Source organism: Staphylococcus sp. EZ-P03, from assembly GCF_003344575.1.
GTDB classification, from domain to species: Bacteria; Bacillota; Bacilli; order Staphylococcales; family Staphylococcaceae; genus Staphylococcus; species Staphylococcus simulans_B.
The window spans coordinates 62317-81931 of record NZ_QPMO01000015.1 but is presented as its reverse complement, the minus strand read 5'-3'; the positions used below and the strand labels follow the sequence as shown (position 1 = coordinate 81931).

The 19615-nt window shown below is 38.9% G+C and carries 19 protein-coding genes; 11 read left to right on the top strand and 8 right to left on the bottom strand.

The window, feature by feature from the left end; translation table 11 throughout:
• Positions 1–13: 13 nt before the first annotated feature.
• On the top strand, positions 14–1042 hold the full coding sequence (locus tag DVJ99_RS08065) for a ferrated catecholamine ABC transporter substrate-binding lipoprotein SstD (protein WP_114603826.1): 1029 nt from the start codon (positions 14–16) through the stop codon (positions 1040–1042).
• Positions 1043–1122: 80 nt separating this feature from the next.
• Here DVJ99_RS08065 and DVJ99_RS08060 read toward each other — a convergent pair whose 3' ends face one another.
• The 3 genes from DVJ99_RS08060 to DVJ99_RS08050 all read right to left on the bottom strand — a co-directional run bounded on the left by DVJ99_RS08060 (position 1123) and on the right by DVJ99_RS08050 (position 2991).
• Positions 1123–1446: a CHY zinc finger protein gene (locus tag DVJ99_RS08060; RefSeq protein ID WP_114603825.1), complete on the bottom strand. Its 324-nt coding sequence runs from the start codon at positions 1444–1446 to the stop codon at positions 1123–1125.
• 14 nt (positions 1447–1460) lie between these two features.
• The gene (gene murB / locus DVJ99_RS08055; RefSeq protein WP_105993549.1) at positions 1461–2387 is read right to left on the bottom strand and encodes a UDP-N-acetylmuramate dehydrogenase; all 927 of its coding nucleotides are present in this window, start codon (positions 2385–2387) and stop codon (positions 1461–1463) included.
• Positions 2388–2463: 76 nt separating this feature from the next.
• Positions 2464–2991, bottom strand: a complete 528-nt coding sequence (locus tag DVJ99_RS08050) for a GrpB family protein (RefSeq protein WP_114603824.1) — start codon at positions 2989–2991, stop codon at positions 2464–2466.
• A gap of 108 nt (positions 2992–3099) precedes the next feature.
• Here DVJ99_RS08050 and DVJ99_RS08045 point away from each other — a divergent pair, with 108 nt between their 5' ends.
• From DVJ99_RS08045 to DVJ99_RS08035, 3 genes are all read left to right on the top strand, one after another.
• Positions 3100–4002: an EMYY motif lipoprotein gene (locus DVJ99_RS08045; protein WP_114603823.1), complete on the top strand. Its 903-nt coding sequence runs from the start codon at positions 3100–3102 to the stop codon at positions 4000–4002.
• Between the two features lie 129 nt (positions 4003–4131).
• Entirely contained in the window at positions 4132–4452 is a 321-nt protein-coding gene (ytxJ, locus tag DVJ99_RS08040) for a bacillithiol system redox-active protein YtxJ (RefSeq protein ID WP_105993552.1), read from the top strand.
• Positions 4453–4672: 220 nt separating this feature from the next.
• Positions 4673–5806, top strand: coding sequence for a glycerate kinase (locus DVJ99_RS08035; protein WP_114603822.1), 1134 nt, complete (start codon positions 4673–4675; stop codon positions 5804–5806).
• Positions 5807–5873: 67 nt separating this feature from the next.
• Here DVJ99_RS08035 and pepT read toward each other — a convergent pair whose 3' ends face one another.
• From pepT to gdpS, 4 genes are all read right to left on the bottom strand, one after another.
• Complete coding sequence (pepT, locus tag DVJ99_RS08030) at positions 5874–7103, bottom strand: peptidase T (protein WP_114603821.1); 1230 nt, start codon at positions 7101–7103, stop codon at positions 5874–5876.
• A gap of 14 nt (positions 7104–7117) precedes the next feature.
• Positions 7118–7612: a threonine/serine exporter family protein gene (locus tag DVJ99_RS08025; protein WP_162912160.1), complete on the bottom strand. Its 495-nt coding sequence runs from the start codon at positions 7610–7612 to the stop codon at positions 7118–7120.
• Between the two features lie 21 nt (positions 7613–7633).
• Entirely contained in the window at positions 7634–8398 is a 765-nt protein-coding gene (locus DVJ99_RS08020; RefSeq protein WP_105993556.1) for a threonine/serine exporter family protein, read from the bottom strand.
• 162 nt (positions 8399–8560) lie between these two features.
• A complete protein-coding gene (gdpS, locus tag DVJ99_RS08015) occupies positions 8561–9625 on the bottom strand; it encodes a GGDEF domain-containing protein GdpS (RefSeq protein ID WP_105993557.1) in 1065 nt (354 codons plus the stop codon).
• Between the two features lie 243 nt (positions 9626–9868).
• Here gdpS and DVJ99_RS08010 point away from each other — a divergent pair, with 243 nt between their 5' ends.
• Complete coding sequence (locus DVJ99_RS08010; RefSeq protein ID WP_105993558.1) at positions 9869–10927, top strand: glycosyltransferase family 4 protein; 1059 nt, start codon at positions 9869–9871, stop codon at positions 10925–10927.
• 71 nt (positions 10928–10998) lie between these two features.
• On the opposite strand, the gene DVJ99_RS08005 is transcribed toward DVJ99_RS08010, so the two are convergent.
• Positions 10999–11640: a YigZ family protein gene (locus DVJ99_RS08005; protein ID WP_105993559.1), complete on the bottom strand. Its 642-nt coding sequence runs from the start codon at positions 11638–11640 to the stop codon at positions 10999–11001.
• A gap of 158 nt (positions 11641–11798) precedes the next feature.
• Between DVJ99_RS08005 and fakB1 the strand changes: the two genes are divergently transcribed.
• From fakB1 to prfB, 6 genes are all read left to right on the top strand, one after another.
• A complete protein-coding gene (gene fakB1, locus DVJ99_RS08000) occupies positions 11799–12695 on the top strand; it encodes a fatty acid kinase binding subunit FakB1 (protein ID WP_114603819.1) in 897 nt (298 codons plus the stop codon).
• Positions 12696–12765: 70 nt separating this feature from the next.
• Positions 12766–14088, top strand: coding sequence for a DEAD/DEAH box helicase family protein (locus tag DVJ99_RS07995; protein WP_240430826.1), 1323 nt, complete (start codon positions 12766–12768; stop codon positions 14086–14088).
• On the top strand, positions 14075–14755 hold the full coding sequence (locus DVJ99_RS07990) for a ComF family protein (RefSeq protein ID WP_114603818.1): 681 nt from the start codon (positions 14075–14077) through the stop codon (positions 14753–14755). The genes DVJ99_RS07995 and DVJ99_RS07990 overlap by 14 nt, the downstream gene beginning before the upstream one ends.
• 70 nt (positions 14756–14825) lie before the next feature.
• On the top strand, positions 14826–15389 hold the full coding sequence (hpf, locus tag DVJ99_RS07985; protein ID WP_114603817.1) for a ribosome hibernation-promoting factor, HPF/YfiA family: 564 nt from the start codon (positions 14826–14828) through the stop codon (positions 15387–15389).
• Between the two features lie 336 nt (positions 15390–15725).
• A complete protein-coding gene (gene secA, locus DVJ99_RS07980) occupies positions 15726–18254 on the top strand; it encodes a preprotein translocase subunit SecA (RefSeq protein WP_114603816.1) in 2529 nt (842 codons plus the stop codon).
• Between the two features lie 163 nt (positions 18255–18417).
• Positions 18418–19534 (top strand): peptide chain release factor 2 gene (prfB, locus tag DVJ99_RS07975; protein ID WP_114603815.1). Its coding sequence is split into 2 segments (ribosomal slippage): positions 18418–18489 and positions 18491–19534, totalling 1116 coding nucleotides; the frame shifts between segments, so codons are not numbered across the junction.
• Positions 19535–19615: the final 81 nt, after the last annotated feature.

Genomic DNA, 19615 nt, shown 5'->3' with positions numbered 1-19615 from the left:
AGGAGAAAAACAGATGAAGAAATTAGGCTTATTTATTTTAGTTAGTGTTATGTTTTTATTAGCTGCTTGCGGTAACGGCAGTGATCAAAAAGAAAGTTCAGAAAAAGGAACTTCAGATAAAAAGACAGTAAAAATTGAAAATAGTTATAAATTAAACGGTAAAGATCCAAAAGGCAGCGATGCTAAACAAGTGAAAGACACTGTAGAAGTACCTGTTAATCCTAAAAACGCAGTTGTTTTAGATTACGGTGCATTAGATACATTAAAAGCATTAGGTGTAGCAGACAAAGTAAAAGCAACACCTAAAGGTGAAGACAACAGCACTTTACCAGATTTCTTAAAAGAATTTAAAGATGAAAAATACTTAAACACAGGTTCATTGAAAGAAGTCAACTTTGATAAAGTTGCACAAGCAAAACCAGAAGTAATCTTCATTTCAAACCGTACAGCGAACCAAAAGAATTTAGATGAATTCAAAAAAGCAGCACCTAAAGCAAAAGTAGTTTATGTCGGTGCAGATGATAAAGACTACATGAATTCAGTTAAGAAAAACGCTGAAAACTTAGGCAAAATCTACGACAAAGAAGATAAAGCAAAAGAATTGAACAAAAAATTAGATAAAAAAGTTGCGGACATGAAAGCTAAAACGAAAGACTTCGACAAATCAGTGATGTACTTATTAGTGAACGAAGGCGAATTATCAACATTCGGTCCTAAAGAACGATTCGGAAGTTTAGTTTACAATACATTAGGTTTCAAACCAGCAGATGAAAAAATTAAAGCAAGTGCACACGGTCAAAACGTAACAAACGAATATGTTAACGAAAAAAATCCAGGTGTAATTATTGCGATGGACCGCGGTCAAGCTATCGGCGGTAAATCTACTGCGAAACAAGTATTAAGCAATGACGTAATTAAAAACGTTAAAGCTATCAAAGATGACCAAGTATACGAAGTAGATCCTAAACTTTGGTACTTCGCATCAGGTTCTACAACTACAACAATGAAACAAATCGATGAATTAAAAGACATAGTTAAATAATTATCGTTAAACATGGGGGAAGACGATAAAAAAACGGGTGAGTCACGATGATAAGTTATCGTAACTCGCCCGTTTTGATTTTATATTTCAAAGTAATGCGGATAGTGTGCTTCGCAACGCGGATTAAATGGTGCGTTGCAATGAGGACAATGATTGGTTTTAGTATATTCTGCAATGGTAAGTTCATGTCCGCATACACCGCACAAAATCGCATGTGTATCATATTCTTCTTTGGACCATGGAATAGGTGCGTGGTCTTCTGATTCGTTATGGCAATGAATACAAGCATAGTACTTGCCGCAGCATTTGAATTTAATAGCGACTACGTCTAAAGGTGTGTGATAGTGTATACATCTTGTTTCGCTGTCTAAACCAATACCGTGTAATTGTTGTGAATGCGACATATCAATTGCCTGCCTTATTGCTGGTCTTCTGGATGGTCGCCGATGATACGTACTTCCGGATGCAATTCAACATCGAACTTTTCTTTAACCACTTGCTGAACATGGTGGATCAAGTCTTCGTAGTCCGTTGCTGTGCCGTTATCGACATTGACCATGAAACCTGCGTGTTTGGTAGAAACTTCGACACCGCCGATACGATGGCCTTGCAAGTCTGAATCTTGAATCAGTTTACCCGCAAAGTGGCCTGGAGGTCTTTGGAAGACACTGCCGCATGATGGATGTTCAAGCGGTTGTTTTGATTCACGGCGTTCAGTCAAGTCGTCCATGACAGCTTGAATATCCTCTTGATTGCCTGGTGCTAAGTTAAAGGCAGCTTCTAAGACTACTAAGTGCTGCTTTTGCACAATACTGCTGCGGTAGCCAAGTTCTAATTCATCACGTGTCAATTGGACTAAGTCGCCGCGTTCATTGACGCATACAGCGTAATCGATACAATCACGGACTTCTCCGCCATAAGCACCTGCATTCATGAATACAGCACCGCCGATAGAACCTGGGATGCCGCATGCAAATTCTAATCCAGTTAAAGATTTGTCGCGAGCGGTACGGGAGACATCAATAATCGCTGCACCGCTGCCTGCGATTATGACATTATCTTCAACTTTAATATAATCCATGGATAATAAGCTCAATACAATTCCGCGGATACCGCCTTCGCGGATAATAATGTTAGAGCCGTTGCCTAAGTATGTGACAGGGATGTTGTTGATTCTAGCAAGATGATTGATGGCTTGGACTTCTTTGAAATTAGTCGGACTGAGATAGAAATCAGCCTTTCCTCCTGTTTGCGTATAAGTATAGCGTTTTAATGGTTCATCAACTTTAATTTTTTCTTCTGGCAGAATTTTAGCTAATTCTGTAAGAATGTCATCTTTGTGCAACGATAGAACTCCCTTTCAATTGTTTTCATCTTCTTATTATAGCAATGAAACCTTTAGTTTGTGAAATGCTATAACCTTAATTTAAATGAAATTGACGTGACAATTTTTCAAACAATGCATCTTTAGCTTCTTCATATTCGCGAATGGTTGAGGCTTGTGTATGCAATGCTTGTTTTTCCTTTGAAAACTGCGCACTGAGTTCAGTGTCTTGGCTCAGTGCAGCATCCATTTCTTTATAATGGCGATATTGTTTTGATTCAATCTGCAAGATGTGCAGGCGTACAGTTTGTTTTAATTCAGTCATATCATTGAACTTTACCATCATGGCTTTTTTCTTGTAGCTGTGATGCACGCGATAAAAGCCGGCATAATTTAAACGCTTTTCATCTAATGCAGTAATATCATGCAGGTTGTTCACACCGACCAAAATATCTAAAATAGGTTCAGTCGGATAGTTGAAATGTGCAGTTCCTCCGATGTGCTGCACGGTTTGAACAGGTGTATTCAGCAAACCGAGCAAAAGTTCGCTTAACCTGTCGAATTGATCTTGATAAGAGAGTAATGCCTTTTTATCTTCTATTAAAGGCTGTGTTTTTGAATACATAATCAACCGTCCTTTGTAAAAGTCTCTAAAATATTATATTATGAATCTTGACTTACTCAAACACTTAACACGCAAATTATAAAGATAAACAGACAGGAGTGGACAAAAGTGAAAAGGTGGCTTCTCATAATAACGATTGCTTGTCTAACGCTGTCTCTTGCGGCATGCAGTAATAAAACGCAGTCAGATTTAAAACATTTTGAAAAAGCAAAGCATGAAGTAGATAAAGAAGAGCGTCAAGTTGAAAAAATTATGGATGACATGCGCTTGAATCGTTTGAATGAACTCAGCAGATCAGATTTAACAGATAGAAATAAAACAGACTTCAAACAATTGGAAAAGGATATGGATAAGAAGCTGATGCCTGCATTTGAATCTTATCAGAACGCCGCAGAACAATTGCCGGCTGAAACTAAAGATGTCAAAGCCTTGCGTAAAACTTACATAAGTGAGGTTAATGAACAAGAAAAAGATTTAAAAGCCATCCGCAGTTTTATACACCTTTGCAACGCCTCGATTAAAGCAAATGAAGATATCTTGAATTACACGAGGCTGTTTGAGAAGAACCGTGCGCAGTTAGAGAAGCAAGTCGAAACAGCACGCCAAGCAGGGGAGTTTGACAGTATCGATAAATTTATTCATAAGTTGAAGCATCATAATAAAGAGCTGCAGCAGATTGCGAAAAAATATTTAGATACAGATGATCCGGCTAATACGAAAACGGTGATTAAAGATAAAGTACAGCCTCTGATTAATCGACAAATCGAAGAGCTGAACCAAGCGAGTGTGTCAGAGCCGAATACTGCAAAAGCACATCAAACGGCTATTGAAATGTATTACAGTCTGCAAAACTATTATGAGACACGACAAAAGACAATCGATGTCAGCAATGGTTTAGAACGATATGATATGAATGAAACGCCTTTAACAGGGAAAGAATTAGATGAAGCGCATAAACCGTTTAAGCGCGAGTTGACGGACTTAAAAAACAAATTGCACAAGAATGATTGAAAAAAGCAAGGAAAATGTTAGTGTTTTGGTTAACATTGAAATATAAAGTGTGTATAATTAGACACATTGAAATAGCAATTAGAATGGGACTATCACGTGCAGTGATAAATATTTTTAGAGGTGAATAGAATGGCTACAAAGCTGACTTCAATTGACCAGTTTGAACAGGTAATTAACGACAACAAATATGTATTTATAATGAAACACAGCGACACTTGTCCAATTTCAGCAAATGCTTATGATCAATTCAATAAGTTTTTGTATGAACGCGATATTGATGGATATTACTTAATTGTACAAGAACAAAGAGACGTATCAGATTATATTGCTGAAAAAACTGGAGTGAAGCACGAATCGCCGCAAGCTTTCTACTTTGTAAATGGAGAAGTGAAGTGGCATGCGAGTCATGATGACATTAATGTGACCTCACTCGCACAAGCTGAAGAATAAGCTTGTTAGGGGAAAACATCAATAATAAAATATGAACGAAAACAGACTCCAAGCTTTGGAAGGCGGAAATGAAAGAAAATAAAACAGTTCCAACTTCCGATAGGCTTGGAGTTATTTTAATTTTAAGGGTTAGACGTAACAGTGGGCATTTTGAATAATGCCCTGTATAATATTAAAGTGAATGCAACAAACATTGGGAAACTTTATTTGAGGTGACAAAATGAGAGTATTAGTCGCAATGGATGAATTTAATGGAATCGTTTCGAGTTACGAAGCGAATCGCTACGTAGAAGAAGCAGTAGCAAGCCAAATCGAAGGTGCAGATATCGTGCAAGTGCCTTTGTTCAACGGCCGGCATGAATTGATGGATTCGGTCTTTTTATGGCAATCCGGAACAAAATACCGTGTGAATGTACATGATGCAGATATGGAACCGATTGAAGCGGTTTACGGCAAAACAGAGAGCGGCATGACGATTATTGAAGCGGATTTATTCTTGCAAGGCAAAAAGCCGATTGTTGATCGCTCAAGCTATGGTTTAGGTGAAGTGATTGCGGCTGCATTAGAAAATGATGCACAGCATGTTGTCATTTCCCTTGGCAACATTGCTAGCTTTGACGGCGGCGCAGGTATGCTGCAAGCTTTAGGCGCAAAATATTATAATGACGAAGGCGAACCGATTGATGCAAGCAAAGGTGTCAATGTTCTAAAATATATTCGCCGCGTCGATTTATCTGGGTTGAATCCACGCTTATCAAAAACACGCTTCCAGCTTGTATCGGACTTCTCAAGCAAAATGTACGGCAAAGCCAGTGAAATCATGCAAGTCTATCCATTATTAGGTATTTCACGCGAAGAAGCAGCGGCAGTGGATAATCTTGTATGGTACTTCAGCGAAATTTTGAAAAATGAAACACGCACCGTAACAAGCACAGTCGAACGCGGCGGTGCAGGCGGCGGTGTTGCGGCTGTTCTAGCAGCGCTATACAACGCAGAGGTGTTGACAAGCCATAATCTGGTGGATCAAATCACGCATTTAGAAAGTTTGATTGAACAAGCAGATTTAATTATGTTCGGTGAAGGCATCAATGAACAAGATCAGCTCTTAGAAACAACGACACTGCGTATTGCGGAACTTGCGACGAAATATCATAAGCCTTGCATTGCGATTAATGCGACAGCTGATAAATTCGATCGCTATGAAGCTTTAGGTGTCACAGGCATGTTCAATTTATTTATGAAAATGCCGAAAAATTATACGAGCTTTGAAGCGGGTCTGCAAATTCGTTTCTATGCGGTACAAGCACTTAAACTGTTGACGACATCTTTTGATAATGATGAGAAAAAAGCATAATTCAAGCAATAAAACGGCTGAATCCTTTTGATAGGGACTCAGCCGTTTTTTCATAGATAATTATTTATTATTTTGATGATGCTGCTACTTCTTCAGCAATTCCTAAAATCACTTGTACTGCTTTTTCCATAACATCGATAGATGCATACTCGAATGGACCATGGAAGTTATCGCAGCCTGTGAAGATATTAGGTGTCGGCAAGCCCATAAATGAAAGTTGAGAGCCGTCTGTTCCGCCGCGAATCGGTTCTGTATTCGGTTCGATACCTAATTGTTTGAAGACACGTTTTGGAATCTCGATAACTTCAGGTACTTCATTGATTTTTTCAGCCATATTATAGTATTGGTCATTAACTTCTAATTCTACCGGATCATTCGCATAGTCTTGATTGATAGTATCTTTAATTTCTTCAAGCAATGCTTTGCGTGCTTCGAATTGGTCGCGGTTATGATCACGGACGATATATTTTAATTGTGCTTTTTCAGTAGTACCGTTGAAGCTCATTAAGTGGAAGAAGCCTTCATAGCCTTCTGTTTGTTCTGGTACTTCATCTTGCGGCAATGCATGATCAAAGCGTTCGCCTAATTTAATTGCGTTAACCATAACATTTTTCGCTGAACCCGGATGTACATTGACACCGTGGCAAGTGATAGTTGCTTCAGCAGCATTGAAGCTTTCGAATTGAAGTTCGCCGTATTGGCTGCCGTCCATTGTGTAACCGAAGTCAGCCCCAAAGCGTTCAACATCAAATTTGTGCGGACCGCGTCCGATTTCTTCATCTGGTGTGAATGCGACTCGGATACGTCCATGTTTCACTTCCGGATGTTCTACTAAATAATTTAATGCGGTCATGATTTCCGCTACACCTGCTTTATCATCTGCGCCAAGCAATGATGTGCCATCTGTAATCATTAGCGTATGGCCTTCAACGGATTTCATAGCAGGGAAGACGTCTTGGTTCAATTCGCGATCTGTATCGCCTAGTTGAATAGGTTGGCCGTCATATTTTTCAATGATTTGCGGTTTGACATTAGTCGCATTGAAATCTGGCGACGTATCGATATGAGCTAAGAATCCGACAGTAGGTACTTCAGTTGCGATATTGCTTTCTAATGTCGCAAATAAATAACCATAGTCGTCGATATCTGTTTTAAGACCAAGTTCTTCTAATTCTTGTTTGAGTAAATTTAATAAGTCCCATTGTTTCTCAGTAGATGGTGTTGTTTCTGAGTCGGGATTAGATTGAGTATCAATCTCCGCATAACGTTTCAGTCTGTCGATTAATTGTTCTTTCACTTGATATGCACCTCTTATCCTCGATTATTCATATTAAATTGCTTCTTATATGATTTACCTTTCATTTTACCATAGTATATTCTAATTCGATTATAAATATGATAGCTGATTTCTGCACATAAGATACCGAATGCTATGGCACCTGAAATTAAAGTTACCTCTAAGAAGGTATTGACTGCGTGTGTATATTGGTTGGTAACTAAGAAACGTGTTGCTTCATACGCAGCACCCCCAGGTACAAGAGGAATAATACCAGGAACGATAAAGATAATAACCGGTTGGAAATAACGTTTAGCCATTGCGTGACTCATAATAGCCAAGATAAAGCTTCCAAGGAAAGAAGCAGCAACTTTTCCTAAATTCAAATCCATGGACACGATATAAATCGTCCAGCCCATTGCGCCTACATAACCACAAGCAGGTAACAACTTACGCGGCGCGTTGAAAAGTATCGAAAACAGAGTTGTAGAACTAAAACTGATAATGAAATGGAATAAATAATGTAAGATCAATTCTGTAACACGCCTTTCTTAAAAGAAGAGTAAGATGATTGCGACGCCGGCACCGATTGCAAATGCGGTTAATGCCGCTTCCATTCCGCGCGACATACCAGCAAGCAATTCGCCAGCCATTAAATCTCTGATAGCATTTGTAATTAAGACACCTGGCACTAAGACCATGACACCGGAAATGGTGATAATGTCTTGGTTGACCGATAAGCCGAGCTTGTGGCTGATGGCGGCAACACTGACGACTACGATAGCACTGATGAATTCTGAGAAGAATTTGATTTGGATAAAGCGTTGTACAAAATCAAAGGTTAAATAAGCACCAGCGCCAGCAATAATTGCGAAGATAAAGTCTTGCGCAACACCGCCGAACATGAATAAGAAAAATCCGCAGGCGATAGACACTGCTAAAAACTTCGTTAAATAAGAATATTGCAGCGAAGCATGCTCCAAATGAATCAATTCAGATTTTGCTTCGTCAATATTCAATTCGTGTTTCGCAATTTTACGTGAAATGTTATTGGCTAAAGCAATCTTTTCTAAATCCGTAGTTCTATCTCGGACTCGAATTAAACGCGTGTTCGTTCGATCGTTTAATGAGAAGATAATTGCTGTGTTAGATACAAAGCTGTTGGTATTATCTAACCCAAAGCTGTAAGCAATACGTGACATCGTATCTTCGACACGATATGTTTCCGCACCGCTTTCAAGTAAAATTTTTCCTGCCGTGAGCACAACATCGATAACTTTGTTCTCATCTATTATGGTAATTGCTTCTTCAGGCACCTTGTAGCTCTCCTTCTTGTTTGTATTGGTTGATACTTGAAAGTTTACAGGGAAGATTTGAATCTTGCAATAGAACGGCGGCGATTGCAATAGAATTGCAAAAAAAGAGACAAGAACATCGAATTTGTCCTTGTCTCTGAAGTATTCATCTGAAACAAAATATTATTTAACAATCGGGTTAAACATCACTTGGTTACGTCCCTCATTTTTTGCCATATGCAGCATATCATCTGCGTCTTTAAAGACTTTGCGCTGTGATTTATAGTCATCTTCTGTTAAATAGCCGATACCGATAGAAACAGAGAGTTTAATCACTTCTTTATTCGGCAAGTGGAAAGAAGATTGTTCTACACCTGCACGAATGCTTTCAGCGAGTTTCACACTTTGATCCAGTGAGTAGCCGAGCAAGACGACTGAAAACTCCTCGCCGCCGTTTCTGAATATCTTCATATTCGGCGGAACATAATTTATCAGCAATTGTGAAATCTGCTTTAATACTGCATCTCCAGAACGATGTGTAAAGGCATCATTCACATCTTTAAAGCCGTCAATATCAATTAATAACAGACCTAGGCTTGTGTGTTTGCTGTCAGCTTTGTCAGTCATTTTATTTAAGTGTCGGTCGAATTCTTTTACATTGCCGAGACCTGTTAAATAGTCGAAACGTTCTTCGCTTTCATACCGTTGAACTAATGTGAAGAAACGCCAAATATCGACAAAGATAATCGATGATGAAATCGTTAAAACAAATGATATCGGAATAAGATAAATAATTTCTTGCAATGTATAGAGACGTGTAATCACTGATACAATGCTGAGTATAATCAGACTGATAACGTTTAAAATCTGCAGCGAAACGATATCATTCTGCTTGATAAACGGTCCGATGAAACTTACAGCCAAAGCAATGATGATTAAGGCAATGTTGTAAGATAGCGGGTCGCCGTAAACAAACACGCCTATCACAAAGAGAATTGCGGCTGAGACCATTGTAAAGAATACATTTGTATAACGGCCTAAGAATAATAGCGGAACAAATGTTAAATAAAGTGAATAATTATGAACTGGAATAGGATATGCCGCAAGCAATAGCGCTACAACAGTCATAAGTATTGTGACGTAAGTTTGTGAAAACTTCATTTGTTTCGTTTCTGAATATTGCAACCTATGGAATAGGTAAATTCCTGCAACGGTAACAGAAATATTGTAAATGATAGCTTCAATCATTTCGATCGGCTCCTTTGTTTTACCACTTAGTTATTGTAAGTGAAAATATACATTTTGTCATCTCAAACATTGCTAAGAGTTGCCAGAATTTACTACAATTAATAATAATTCGTGTTAAAATAGATTATTAGTATTGTATACATATGAAAAACTGAAGGGAGGTTCCCTTGTCAAAAGACAGATAGCAGCGTGCTCATCTTATGTATAACATAATTTGAGGAGCATTTTGGCAATGGAAATAAGATGATAACACTTTTATTGATACTTATTTCAATGGTCGTCAGTGTAGTGTTGACACCGATTGTTATTAAAATATCCAAAAAACTGGATATTATGGATAAGCCGAACTATCGAAAAGTGCACACCAAACCTGTTTCTGTACTTGGCGGAACGGTGGTACTCTTTTCATTTGTGTTAGGCATTTGGATCGGCCATCCGATTGAACGCGAAATCATTCCGCTGCTGATCGGTATGATTATTATGTACATTGTCGGCTTGATTGATGATGTGCATGAATTAAAACCTTTATATAAGTTATTCGGTCAATGTTTAGCCGCGCTGGTAGTTGTGTATCATGGTGTAACGATTGATTTCATTCAGTTGCCCTTCGGTACGATTCAATTCGGAATTTTAAGTATTCCCTTTACTGTCTTTTGGATTATCGCTATTACGAATGCCATCAACTTAATAGATGGTTTAGACGGTTTAGCAGCAGGGGTGTCTACCATTGCCTTTATGACTATCGGGTTTATTGCGATACTGCAAGCGGATATCTTCATCATGATGATTTGTTCTGTCATGATAGGTTCGTTAATCGGATTCTTGTTTTATAATTTCCATCCGGCTAAGATCTTTTTAGGGGACAGCGGTTCCTTGCAGCTGGGCTTTATTATCAGCTTTGTTTCGCTGCTCGGGTTTAAGAATATTACATTCTTCTCATTATTCTTCCCTATGGTGATTTTAGCAGTACCTTTCATTGATACATTGTTTGCGATGATCAGACGTGCAAAGAAGGGACAGCGTATCATGCAGCCGGATAAATCACACTTGCATCATAAATTGCTGAAACTTGGTTATACACATCGTCAAACCGTTGTACTGATATATTCCATCGCAATTATGTTCAGTATTTCAAGTATTATTTTATACTTATCGCAACCATGGGGTGTTGTGATGATGTTGATTCTAATCTTGATTACGATTGAATTGATCGTTGAGTTTACTGGACTGATTGATGATAATTACAGACCATTGCTCGGACTCTTAGAAAGAAGAGCCAATCGAGGACATAAAAATAAATAACACTGAAATGAAACCGCCTAAGTTCTATGTCGATGATAGAGCTTGGGCGGTCTTTCATTTGAAATCATGTATTATTTTGTTTCGATATCAAAAGGCAAGCGTGTCACTGTGCCTTCATCTAATTCAAATTTGCCGGCAGTAATACGATTTAAAAAGGCGATAAAATCTTCATAGTCATCTTCTAATACATCGATCTTATAGCTGACTTTGTCAGTATAAATCGTATCTCTTAAGATGAAATCAGTAGATTGCAACTCGTATTCGAATTTTCCGGTTTGATCATAACTGATTGTTACTGTAGTAGGAAGTGCATTGCGCAATTCTACGCGTCCGCCTTCTTTGATAGCATCTCGGACTGCACCGCTGTAAGCTCTGATTAATCCGCCGGTACCAAGTTTAATACCGCCGAAATATCGTGTCACTACAGCAGCTGTATTATGTGTTTCTAATTTTTTTAAGATTTCAAGCATCGGTACACCTGCAGTCCCGCTCGGTTCGCCGTCATCATTTGCTTTTTGTGTCAGCATATTATCGCCGATGGTATAGGCTGAACAGTTATGTGTTGCATCACGGTGTTCTTTTTTGACCGCTTCGATGAATGCTTTCGCTTCTTCTTCGGTTGCTACCGGCTTGATATGAGCAATAAACCGTGATTTATTAATGACATTTTCAATCACGTATTCTTGCTTGATAGTAATAATATGATTCTCCATTGTATGACATCCTTTTATGCATTTCTTGAACGCAATTTGTTCTCAATCTTAACTCCTATTATACATGGCGAAACAGTTTTTTCTAAACGTAAGAATCGATTTTCTTTTCTAATGAAATAAGGTATGATTAAAAATGAGTATATTTGAGGAGGAAAACTATGAAGATTGCTGTAATGACGGATTCAACAACATCATTAACACAAGCTTTATTAGATAAATATGATATTTCAGTTGTGTCATTAAGTGTGACATTTGAAAACGGAGATAATTATACAGAGAGAGTCGATCTTGCGCCGAGTCAGTTGTATCAGCGTATGAAATCAGAGAAGAAAATTCCGACAACAAGTCAACCGGCAATCGGAGAAGTCGTCGAAGTCTATGAAAGACTAAAAGCAGAAGGCTATACAGATGTAATCGGCTTATACTTATCTGCAGGTATCAGCGGAACGTATCAATCAGCAACACAAGCCGGCGAAATGGTAGACGGCATTAATGTACATTCATTCGATTCTAAATTGTCGGGTATGATTTTAGGCGGTTATGTGATTCATGCGGCACAACGTGCTAAAGAAGGCCTTTCAGCTGAAGCCATCATGGATGAGTTATATGAAATAAGAGACCATACAGGTGCGATGATTGTAGTAGATGACTTGAAGAACCTGCAAAAGAGCGGACGTATTACAGGTGCGCAAGCCTTTATCGGTACGCTGCTTAAGATGAAACCTGTCTTGAAGTTCGATGATGGTTTAATTGTTCCGGTTGATAAAGTACGTACGAAAAAGCGTGCAATCCAACGTATCGAAGACGGCGTATTAGAACAAGTCAAAGACTATGATGAAGTGACTCTATATGTTGTTAATGGAGATTCAAAAGAAGATGGATTAAAGCTATATGAAAGTCTGAAAAAGCGTTGCCCAGACCACTATGTCATCAACTATTCAGATTTCAGTCCGGTCATTGCTTCGCATTTAGGTGTCGGCAGTGTGGCGTTAGGCTTTACGAATAAACGTCTTGAAGTCTTAGCAAATCGACCAGAGGATTATGTAGAAGAATAAAAATTAAATTAGCAATAACAATATTTCGGGCAAATGAAGTGCGCTATGAAGCGGCTTGATTTGTCCTTTTTTGTTTGAAGGAGGAATCATAATAATCAAATACTACGGCAAACTTGTCAGAAATACAGCCCATCTGACAGATGAAACAATCCTTTATCAAGGACCTGGTGTCTTAAAAGACAGCAAAGGCAAATGGTATTGCCGACAATGCGCAACACCGAATCAACACGATTATTATACGTATACATCTGCCTTTCATCAGCAGACCATTACTTACTGCAGAAGGTGCTTGCAGCTGGGTCGGATGGATACAGTGCAAATGATTGCTGTGACAGAAACTGCACATTATAAAAGTTCAGGGGAATACCATTTAGATTTCCAACTCTCGCAGCAGCAAGCGTATGCTTCTTCTCATATTATCAGAGCTATTCAAACACAAGAAATACTGCTGCTATATGCAGTGACAGGGGCAGGGAAGACAGAAATGATGTTTGAAGGCATTCGATATGCCAGACAAGAAGGACTGAATGTAGCAATTGTATCGCCAAGAGTCGATGTTGTCGTTGAAATCAGCAAGCGTATTATCGAAGCATTTTCTCATGAAGCAATTGATGTGTTATATCAAGGACAGTCACAAAAGTACTGCGGGCATTTTGTAGTTGCTACGGTCCATCAATTGTATCGATTCAAACAACATTTCGACGTCATTTTTATTGATGAAGTGGATGCTTTCCCGCTTGCGATGGATCCGCTGTTAATGCAGACGCTGATTCATGCTTCTGCATCTTGCTATAGTCATATTTATATGACTGCTACTCCCTCTAAACACTTGTTAAAGCAATTCAAAAAAGAAAATATTATTACTTTGCCGGCACGTTATCATAGAAAGCCGCTGCCTGTACCGAAGTTTCGCTATTTTAAATTCAAACCACAGCGTTTGCAGCCATATTTACTGAAACTGTTGCAAAAGCAGATTGAAAACAAACGCGTTACTTTAGTGTTCTTTAACCAAATCGAAGCAATGGAACAAGCTTTAGTGCATTATCAAAAGTATTTTGATGATTTAGCAGCGGTGCATAGTGAAGATGCACTGCGCTTTGAAAAAGTTGAAGCATTAAGAGCGGGTAAACACCGAATCATTTTTACAACGACTATTTTAGAACGCGGCTTTACTATGGCACATTTAGATGTCATTGTACTAGAGAGTCAAACCTTCCAAGCTGCAGCACTGGTTCAGATTGCAGGGCGTACGGGACGCAAATTGCAGGATACATCCGGTAATGTACTATTTCTGCATAATGGTGTGACTTTAGCGATGCTCAGTGCAAAACGCCAAATTCAGCGTATGAATCGCTTAGGATTTGAGAAAGGGTGGTTAGATGCCGAGATGTAAACAATGTCTTGTGCCATTTCATGAGCCGTTAACTGCCGCAAATTTTTATAAATCGCCTGAAGTATTATGCGAGCGCTGCAGACTCGAGTGGGAGGCTTGTCGTTTAACAACAGTACACCGCTGCAAACGTTGTTTGAAACCGTTAGCTGAAACAGAAACCGTATGTTTGGACTGTGCTTTTTTAGAACAAAAGTTTCAATTGATGCATCAGCTGTACTGTGATTATCGTTATACCGGCAAAGTACGCGATACGATCCACCAATACAAAATAGCAGGGGATACTGCTTTATGTGAAGTGATTGCGGATCGAATTCAGCTGCCGAAAGAAAATTACGACCTCATTATACCGATTCCGTCTCCGCTGCTCAGAGACCAAAATAGAACCTTCAATCCTGTGCAGCAAGTACTGGATGCAAAAGGTATCTGTTATCAGGCTGTGTTGCAGACGGACCTCAGACCGAAACAATCCAGCTTGAATAAGGTGATGCGTGCAAAAGCGGAGAATCCTTTTTATATCAAGAATGAAAGCGCAATCAAAAATCTTGAGAATAGTTCAATTTTACTCGTAGATGATATTTATACAACAGGGCTTACTGTTCATCATGCGATAGCAACGCTATTTGTCAGAAAAATTGGAAAAATAGATGTCTTTGCTTTCGCTAGGTAGTTGAAACATGTTATTATAATAGTGAGCATTACCAATCAAACATATATAGAGGTTAAAGGAGTCGATCACTATGATTAGATTTGAAATTCATGGAGACAACCTCACTATTACAGACGCAATCCGTAATTACATTGAGGACAAAGTTGGTAAACTAGAACGTTACTTTACAAATGTGCCGAACGTTGATGCACATGTAAAAGTAAAAACTTACGCAAATTCAAGCACTAAAATTGAAGTGACAATTCCGCTTAAAGACGTGACACTTCGTGCAGAAGAAAGAAACGATGATTTATATGCGGGAATTGATTTAATTACTAATAAATTAGAACGTCAAGTGCGTAAGTACAAAACACGCGTAAATCGTAAAAAACGCAAAGAGAATGAGAAAGAACCATTCCTAGCTATTCCAGAAACACCTCCGGAAGCAGCTGATCAAGATAAAGATGATGAAATCGAAATCATCCGTTCTAAACAATTCAGCTTGAAACCAATGGATTCTGAAGAAGCAGTATTGCAAATGGACTTATTAGGCCATGACTTCTTCATTTTCACAGACCGTGATACAGATGGTACAAGCATCGTTTACCGCAGAAAAGATGGTAAATACGGTTTAATCGAAACAGTTGAAAATTAAGATTCATATGTATAAGAAGGGGGCTTGCAGCTGTATCAGCTGCAAGTCTCTTTTTCTATTTCACGAAGATTAAGATTGTATTAATAGAATTGTATTTGATTGATTTAGGCAACTTAAACATGTCAGAATAAGAGAGATATGTGCGTTTTGTGCAGAAATAACGCATCGAGCAATAGATACTTATGCATAGGGTAAAAGAAAAAGACTTGAATCGTAATAGTCAAAACAAGGGACAGACGGCTATTATAATGAGTATTTAAGTGTAAATTTGACGATATAAATGGTAAGATGAATTGTTGTAAGCCAAACAGTTTTTATACCAAAGGAGCGAACAGAATGGGTTTTTTATCAAAAATTGTTGACGGCAATAAAAGAGAAATCAAACGCCTAGGTAAGCAAGCTGACAAAGTACTCGCTTTAGAAGAAGAAATGTCAATTCTTACTGACGAAGAAATGAGAAACAAAACAAGAGAATTCCAAGAGAGAGTTCAAGCTGAAGAAGATGTAAGAAAGCAAGATAAAATATTAGATGAAATCCTTCCTGAAGCCTTTGCTTTAGTAAGAGAAGGGGCTAAACGTGTATTCAATATGACACCTTACCGTGTTCAAGTCATGGGCGGTATTGCGATTCATAATGGCGATATTGCGGAAATGAGAACCGGTGAAGGTAAAACATTAACAGCTACGATGCCGACGTATTTAAACGCATTAGCCGGCCGCGGCGTACACGTTATTACAGTCAACGAATATCTATCAAGTGTACAAAGTGAAGAAATGGCTGAGTTGTATAACTTCTTAGGTTTATCAGTCGGATTAAACTTAAACAGTTTATCTACTGCTGAAAAACGCCAAGCCTATAAGGAAGACATTACGTACAGTACGAATAATGAATTAGGGTTCGACTATCTGCGCGACAACATGGTGAATTATGCGGAAGAACGTGTTATGCGTCCGCTGCACTTTGCCATCATTGATGAGGTCGACTCTATCTTGATCGACGAAGCGCGTACACCATTAATCATCTCAGGCGAAGCTGAAAAATCAACATCGCTTTATACGCAAGCCAACGTATTTGCGAAGATGTTGAAAGCTGAAGATGATTACAACTATGATGAGAAAACAAAATCTGTACAATTAACAGATCAAGGTGCAGATAAAGCTGAACGTATGTTTAAATTGGATAACTTATATGATTTAAACAACGTAGATATCATTACGCATATCAACACAGCTTTACGTGCCAACTACACATTGCAGCGCGATGTCGACTACATGGTAACAGACGGCGAAGTCTTAATCGTTGACCAATTTACAGGTCGTACAATGCCGGGCCGTCGTTTCTCTGAAGGTTTGCACCAAGCGATTGAAGCGAAAGAGGGCGTGCAAATCCAAAACGAATCTAAAACAATGGCATCGATTACGTTCCAAAACTTCTTCCGTATGTACAACAAGTTATCAGGTATGACAGGTACAGCGAAAACAGAGGAAGAAGAGTTCCGTAACATTTATAATATGACGGTGACGCAAATACCGACAAACCGTCCAGTTCAGCGTTTAGATAAACCTGACTTGATTTACATCAGTCAAAAAGGCAAATTCAATGCAGTTGTTGAAGATGTAGTGGAAAAACATAAAAAAGGCCAACCGATTCTATTAGGTACAGTTGCGGTTGAAACCAGTGAATATATTTCTAAACTATTGAAAAAACGCGGTGTACGCCATGATGTACTTAACGCGAAAAACCACGAACGCGAAGCAGAAATCGTATCGACTGCAGGTCAAAAAGGCGCAGTAACGATTGCGACAAACATGGCCGGACGCGGTACCGATATTAAATTAGGCGAAGGCGTAGAAGAATTAGGCGGCTTAGCAGTTATTGGTACAGAACGCCATGAATCACGCCGTATCGATGACCAATTGCGTGGTCGTTCCGGACGTCAAGGCGACAAAGGCGAAAGTCGTTTCTACCTATCATTGCAAGACGAATTAATGGTACGTTTCGGTTCTGAACGATTACAAAACATGATGGGCCGTTTAGGTATGGATGATTCAACACCGATTGAATCTAAAATGGTATCGCGTGCGGTTGAATCTGCGCAAAAACGTGTTGAAGGTAACAACTTCGATGCACGTAAACGTATTCTTGAATATGACGAAGTACTGCGTAAACAACGTGAAATCATTTACGGTGAAAGAAATAACATTATTGATAACGAATCAAGTTCAGAACTTGTGAAAACAATGATGCGTTCTACATTAGACCGTGCTATCGGCAACTATGTGAATGAAGATATCGATGAAATAGATTATGAACCATTCATCAACTATGTTGAAGATGTCTTCTTGCATGAAGGCGAATTGAATGAGTCGGAAATCAAAGGCAAAGACCGTGAAGATATCTTTAATACAGTATGGGCTAAAGTTGAACAAGCGTATGAAAATCAAAAAGCGAATATCCCTGAGCAATTCAATGAGTTCGAACGTATGATTTTATTACGTTCTATCGATAGCCGCTGGACAGACCATATCGATACAATGGATCAATTGCGTCAAGGTATTCACTTGCGTTCATATGGTCAGCAAAACCCATTGCGTGATTATCAAAACGAAGGACATCAGCTTTTCGATAACATGATGATGATGATTGAAGAAGATGTCAGCAAATATATCCTTAAGTCTGTAATCACAGTAGAAGATGATGTGGAACGTGATAAAGCAAAGGAGTATCAGGGGCAGCACGTCTCAGCTGAGGACGGCAAAGAAAAAGCTAAACCGAAGCCGATTGTAAAAGGCGACCAAGTAGGCCGAAATGATCCCTGCCCATGCGGAAGCGGCAAAAAATACAAAAACTGCTGCGGTAAATAATCAGCGTTGTTAAGAACCACTGCGAGATGCTTTGACAAGAAGCGCATGCTTTTTGTCATTGCCTGCTTTTGGTTCTTTTTCTCATTCATGACAAGAGATGAAATATGCTAAAATAATACCAGTATAAAATGAAATGAAAATAAGTGTACAGGAGAGAGATAAGATGGAGCTATCTGAAATTAAGCGCAACATAGTCAATTATGACGAAAAATTAGAACAACTTAGGGGGTCTCTTTGACTTAGAGGAAAAAGAGACAAACATCCAAGAATATGAAGAAATGATGACAGAACCGAATTTCTGGGATGATCAAAATAAAGCGCAAGAAATTATAGATAAAAACAATGCGTTGAAATCAGTGGTACAAGGTTACCGTGATTTAGAAGCAGAAATCGAAGATATGACAGCCACACATGAGCTGCTGCAAGAAGAATATGACGAAGACTTAAAAGCGGATCTGGAAGAAGAAACCAACAACTTCAAAGAAAAACTGGATCAATTCGAATTGCAGCTGTTATTAAACGGACCATATGATGTTAATAATGCGATTCTCGAATTGCATCCGGGTGCCGGCGGTACAGAGTCGCAAGACTGGGCAAGTATGTTATTGCGTATGTATCAGCGCTATGCAGAGAATAAAGGCTTTAAAGTAGAAATGGCGGATTATCTGCCAGGTGATGAAGCGGGCGTTAAGAGTGTTACTTTAGTGATTAAAGGACATAACGCTTATGGTTATTTAAAAGCTGAGAAAGGTGTACATCGTCTCGTACGTATTTCACCATTCGACTCTTCAGGCCGACGTCATACATCATTCGTTTCATGCGATGTGATTCCTGAATTCAGCAATAATGAAATTGAAATCGATATTAACCCGGATGATATTACAGTAGATACGTTCCGTGCATCAGGTGCCGGCGGTCAGCACATCAACAAAACAGAATCTGCAATCCGTATTACCCACCATCCTACAGGTATTGTCGTAAACAACCAAAACGAACGTTCTCAAATCAAGAACCGTGAAGCAGCAATGAAAATGCTGAAATCGAAATTGTATCAATTGAAATTAGAAGAACAAGAACGTGAAATGGCAGAAATCCGAGGCGAACAAAAAGATATCGGTTGGGGCAGCCAAATTCGTTCTTATGTCTTCCATCCGTATTCAATGGTTAAAGATCATCGTACAAATGAAGAAACAGGTAATGTGAATGCGGTGATGGATGGAGATATCGGTCCATTCATCGAAGCTTACTTGCGTACACAAATGGATAACCGCGAAGCTTAATCTCTATTCTTATGAAGGTCAGGACAGGAAATGTCTTGGCCTTTTCTTTTGCTGCAGCGAAAAAAGTATTTCGCATAAAAA

What these genes read in the sequence shown, in the direction of transcription:
- DVJ99_RS08065 (WP_114603826.1), top strand. Translation starts at nt 14, where the DNA reads ATGAAGAAATTAGGCTTATTTATTTTAGTTAGTGTTATGTTTTTATTA.
- DVJ99_RS08060 (WP_114603825.1), bottom strand. Translation starts at nt 1,446, where the DNA reads ATGTCGCATTCACAACAATTACACGGTATTGGTTTAGACAGCGAAACA.
- DVJ99_RS08050 (WP_114603824.1), bottom strand. Translation starts at nt 2,991, where the DNA reads ATGTATTCAAAAACACAGCCTTTAATAGAAGATAAAAAGGCATTACTC.
- ytxJ (WP_105993552.1), top strand. Translation starts at nt 4,132, where the DNA reads ATGGCTACAAAGCTGACTTCAATTGACCAGTTTGAACAGGTAATTAAC.
- DVJ99_RS08035 (WP_114603822.1), top strand. Translation starts at nt 4,673, where the DNA reads ATGAGAGTATTAGTCGCAATGGATGAATTTAATGGAATCGTTTCGAGT.
- gdpS (WP_105993557.1), bottom strand. Translation starts at nt 9,625, where the DNA reads ATGATTGAAGCTATCATTTACAATATTTCTGTTACCGTTGCAGGAATT.
- DVJ99_RS08010 (WP_105993558.1), top strand. Translation starts at nt 9,869, where the DNA reads ATGATAACACTTTTATTGATACTTATTTCAATGGTCGTCAGTGTAGTG.
- DVJ99_RS08005 (WP_105993559.1), bottom strand. Translation starts at nt 11,640, where the DNA reads ATGGAGAATCATATTATTACTATCAAGCAAGAATACGTGATTGAAAAT.
- fakB1 (WP_114603819.1), top strand. Translation starts at nt 11,799, where the DNA reads ATGAAGATTGCTGTAATGACGGATTCAACAACATCATTAACACAAGCT.
- DVJ99_RS07990 (WP_114603818.1), top strand. Translation starts at nt 14,075, where the DNA reads ATGCCGAGATGTAAACAATGTCTTGTGCCATTTCATGAGCCGTTAACT.
- hpf (WP_114603817.1), top strand. Translation starts at nt 14,826, where the DNA reads ATGATTAGATTTGAAATTCATGGAGACAACCTCACTATTACAGACGCA.
- secA (WP_114603816.1), top strand. Translation starts at nt 15,726, where the DNA reads ATGGGTTTTTTATCAAAAATTGTTGACGGCAATAAAAGAGAAATCAAA.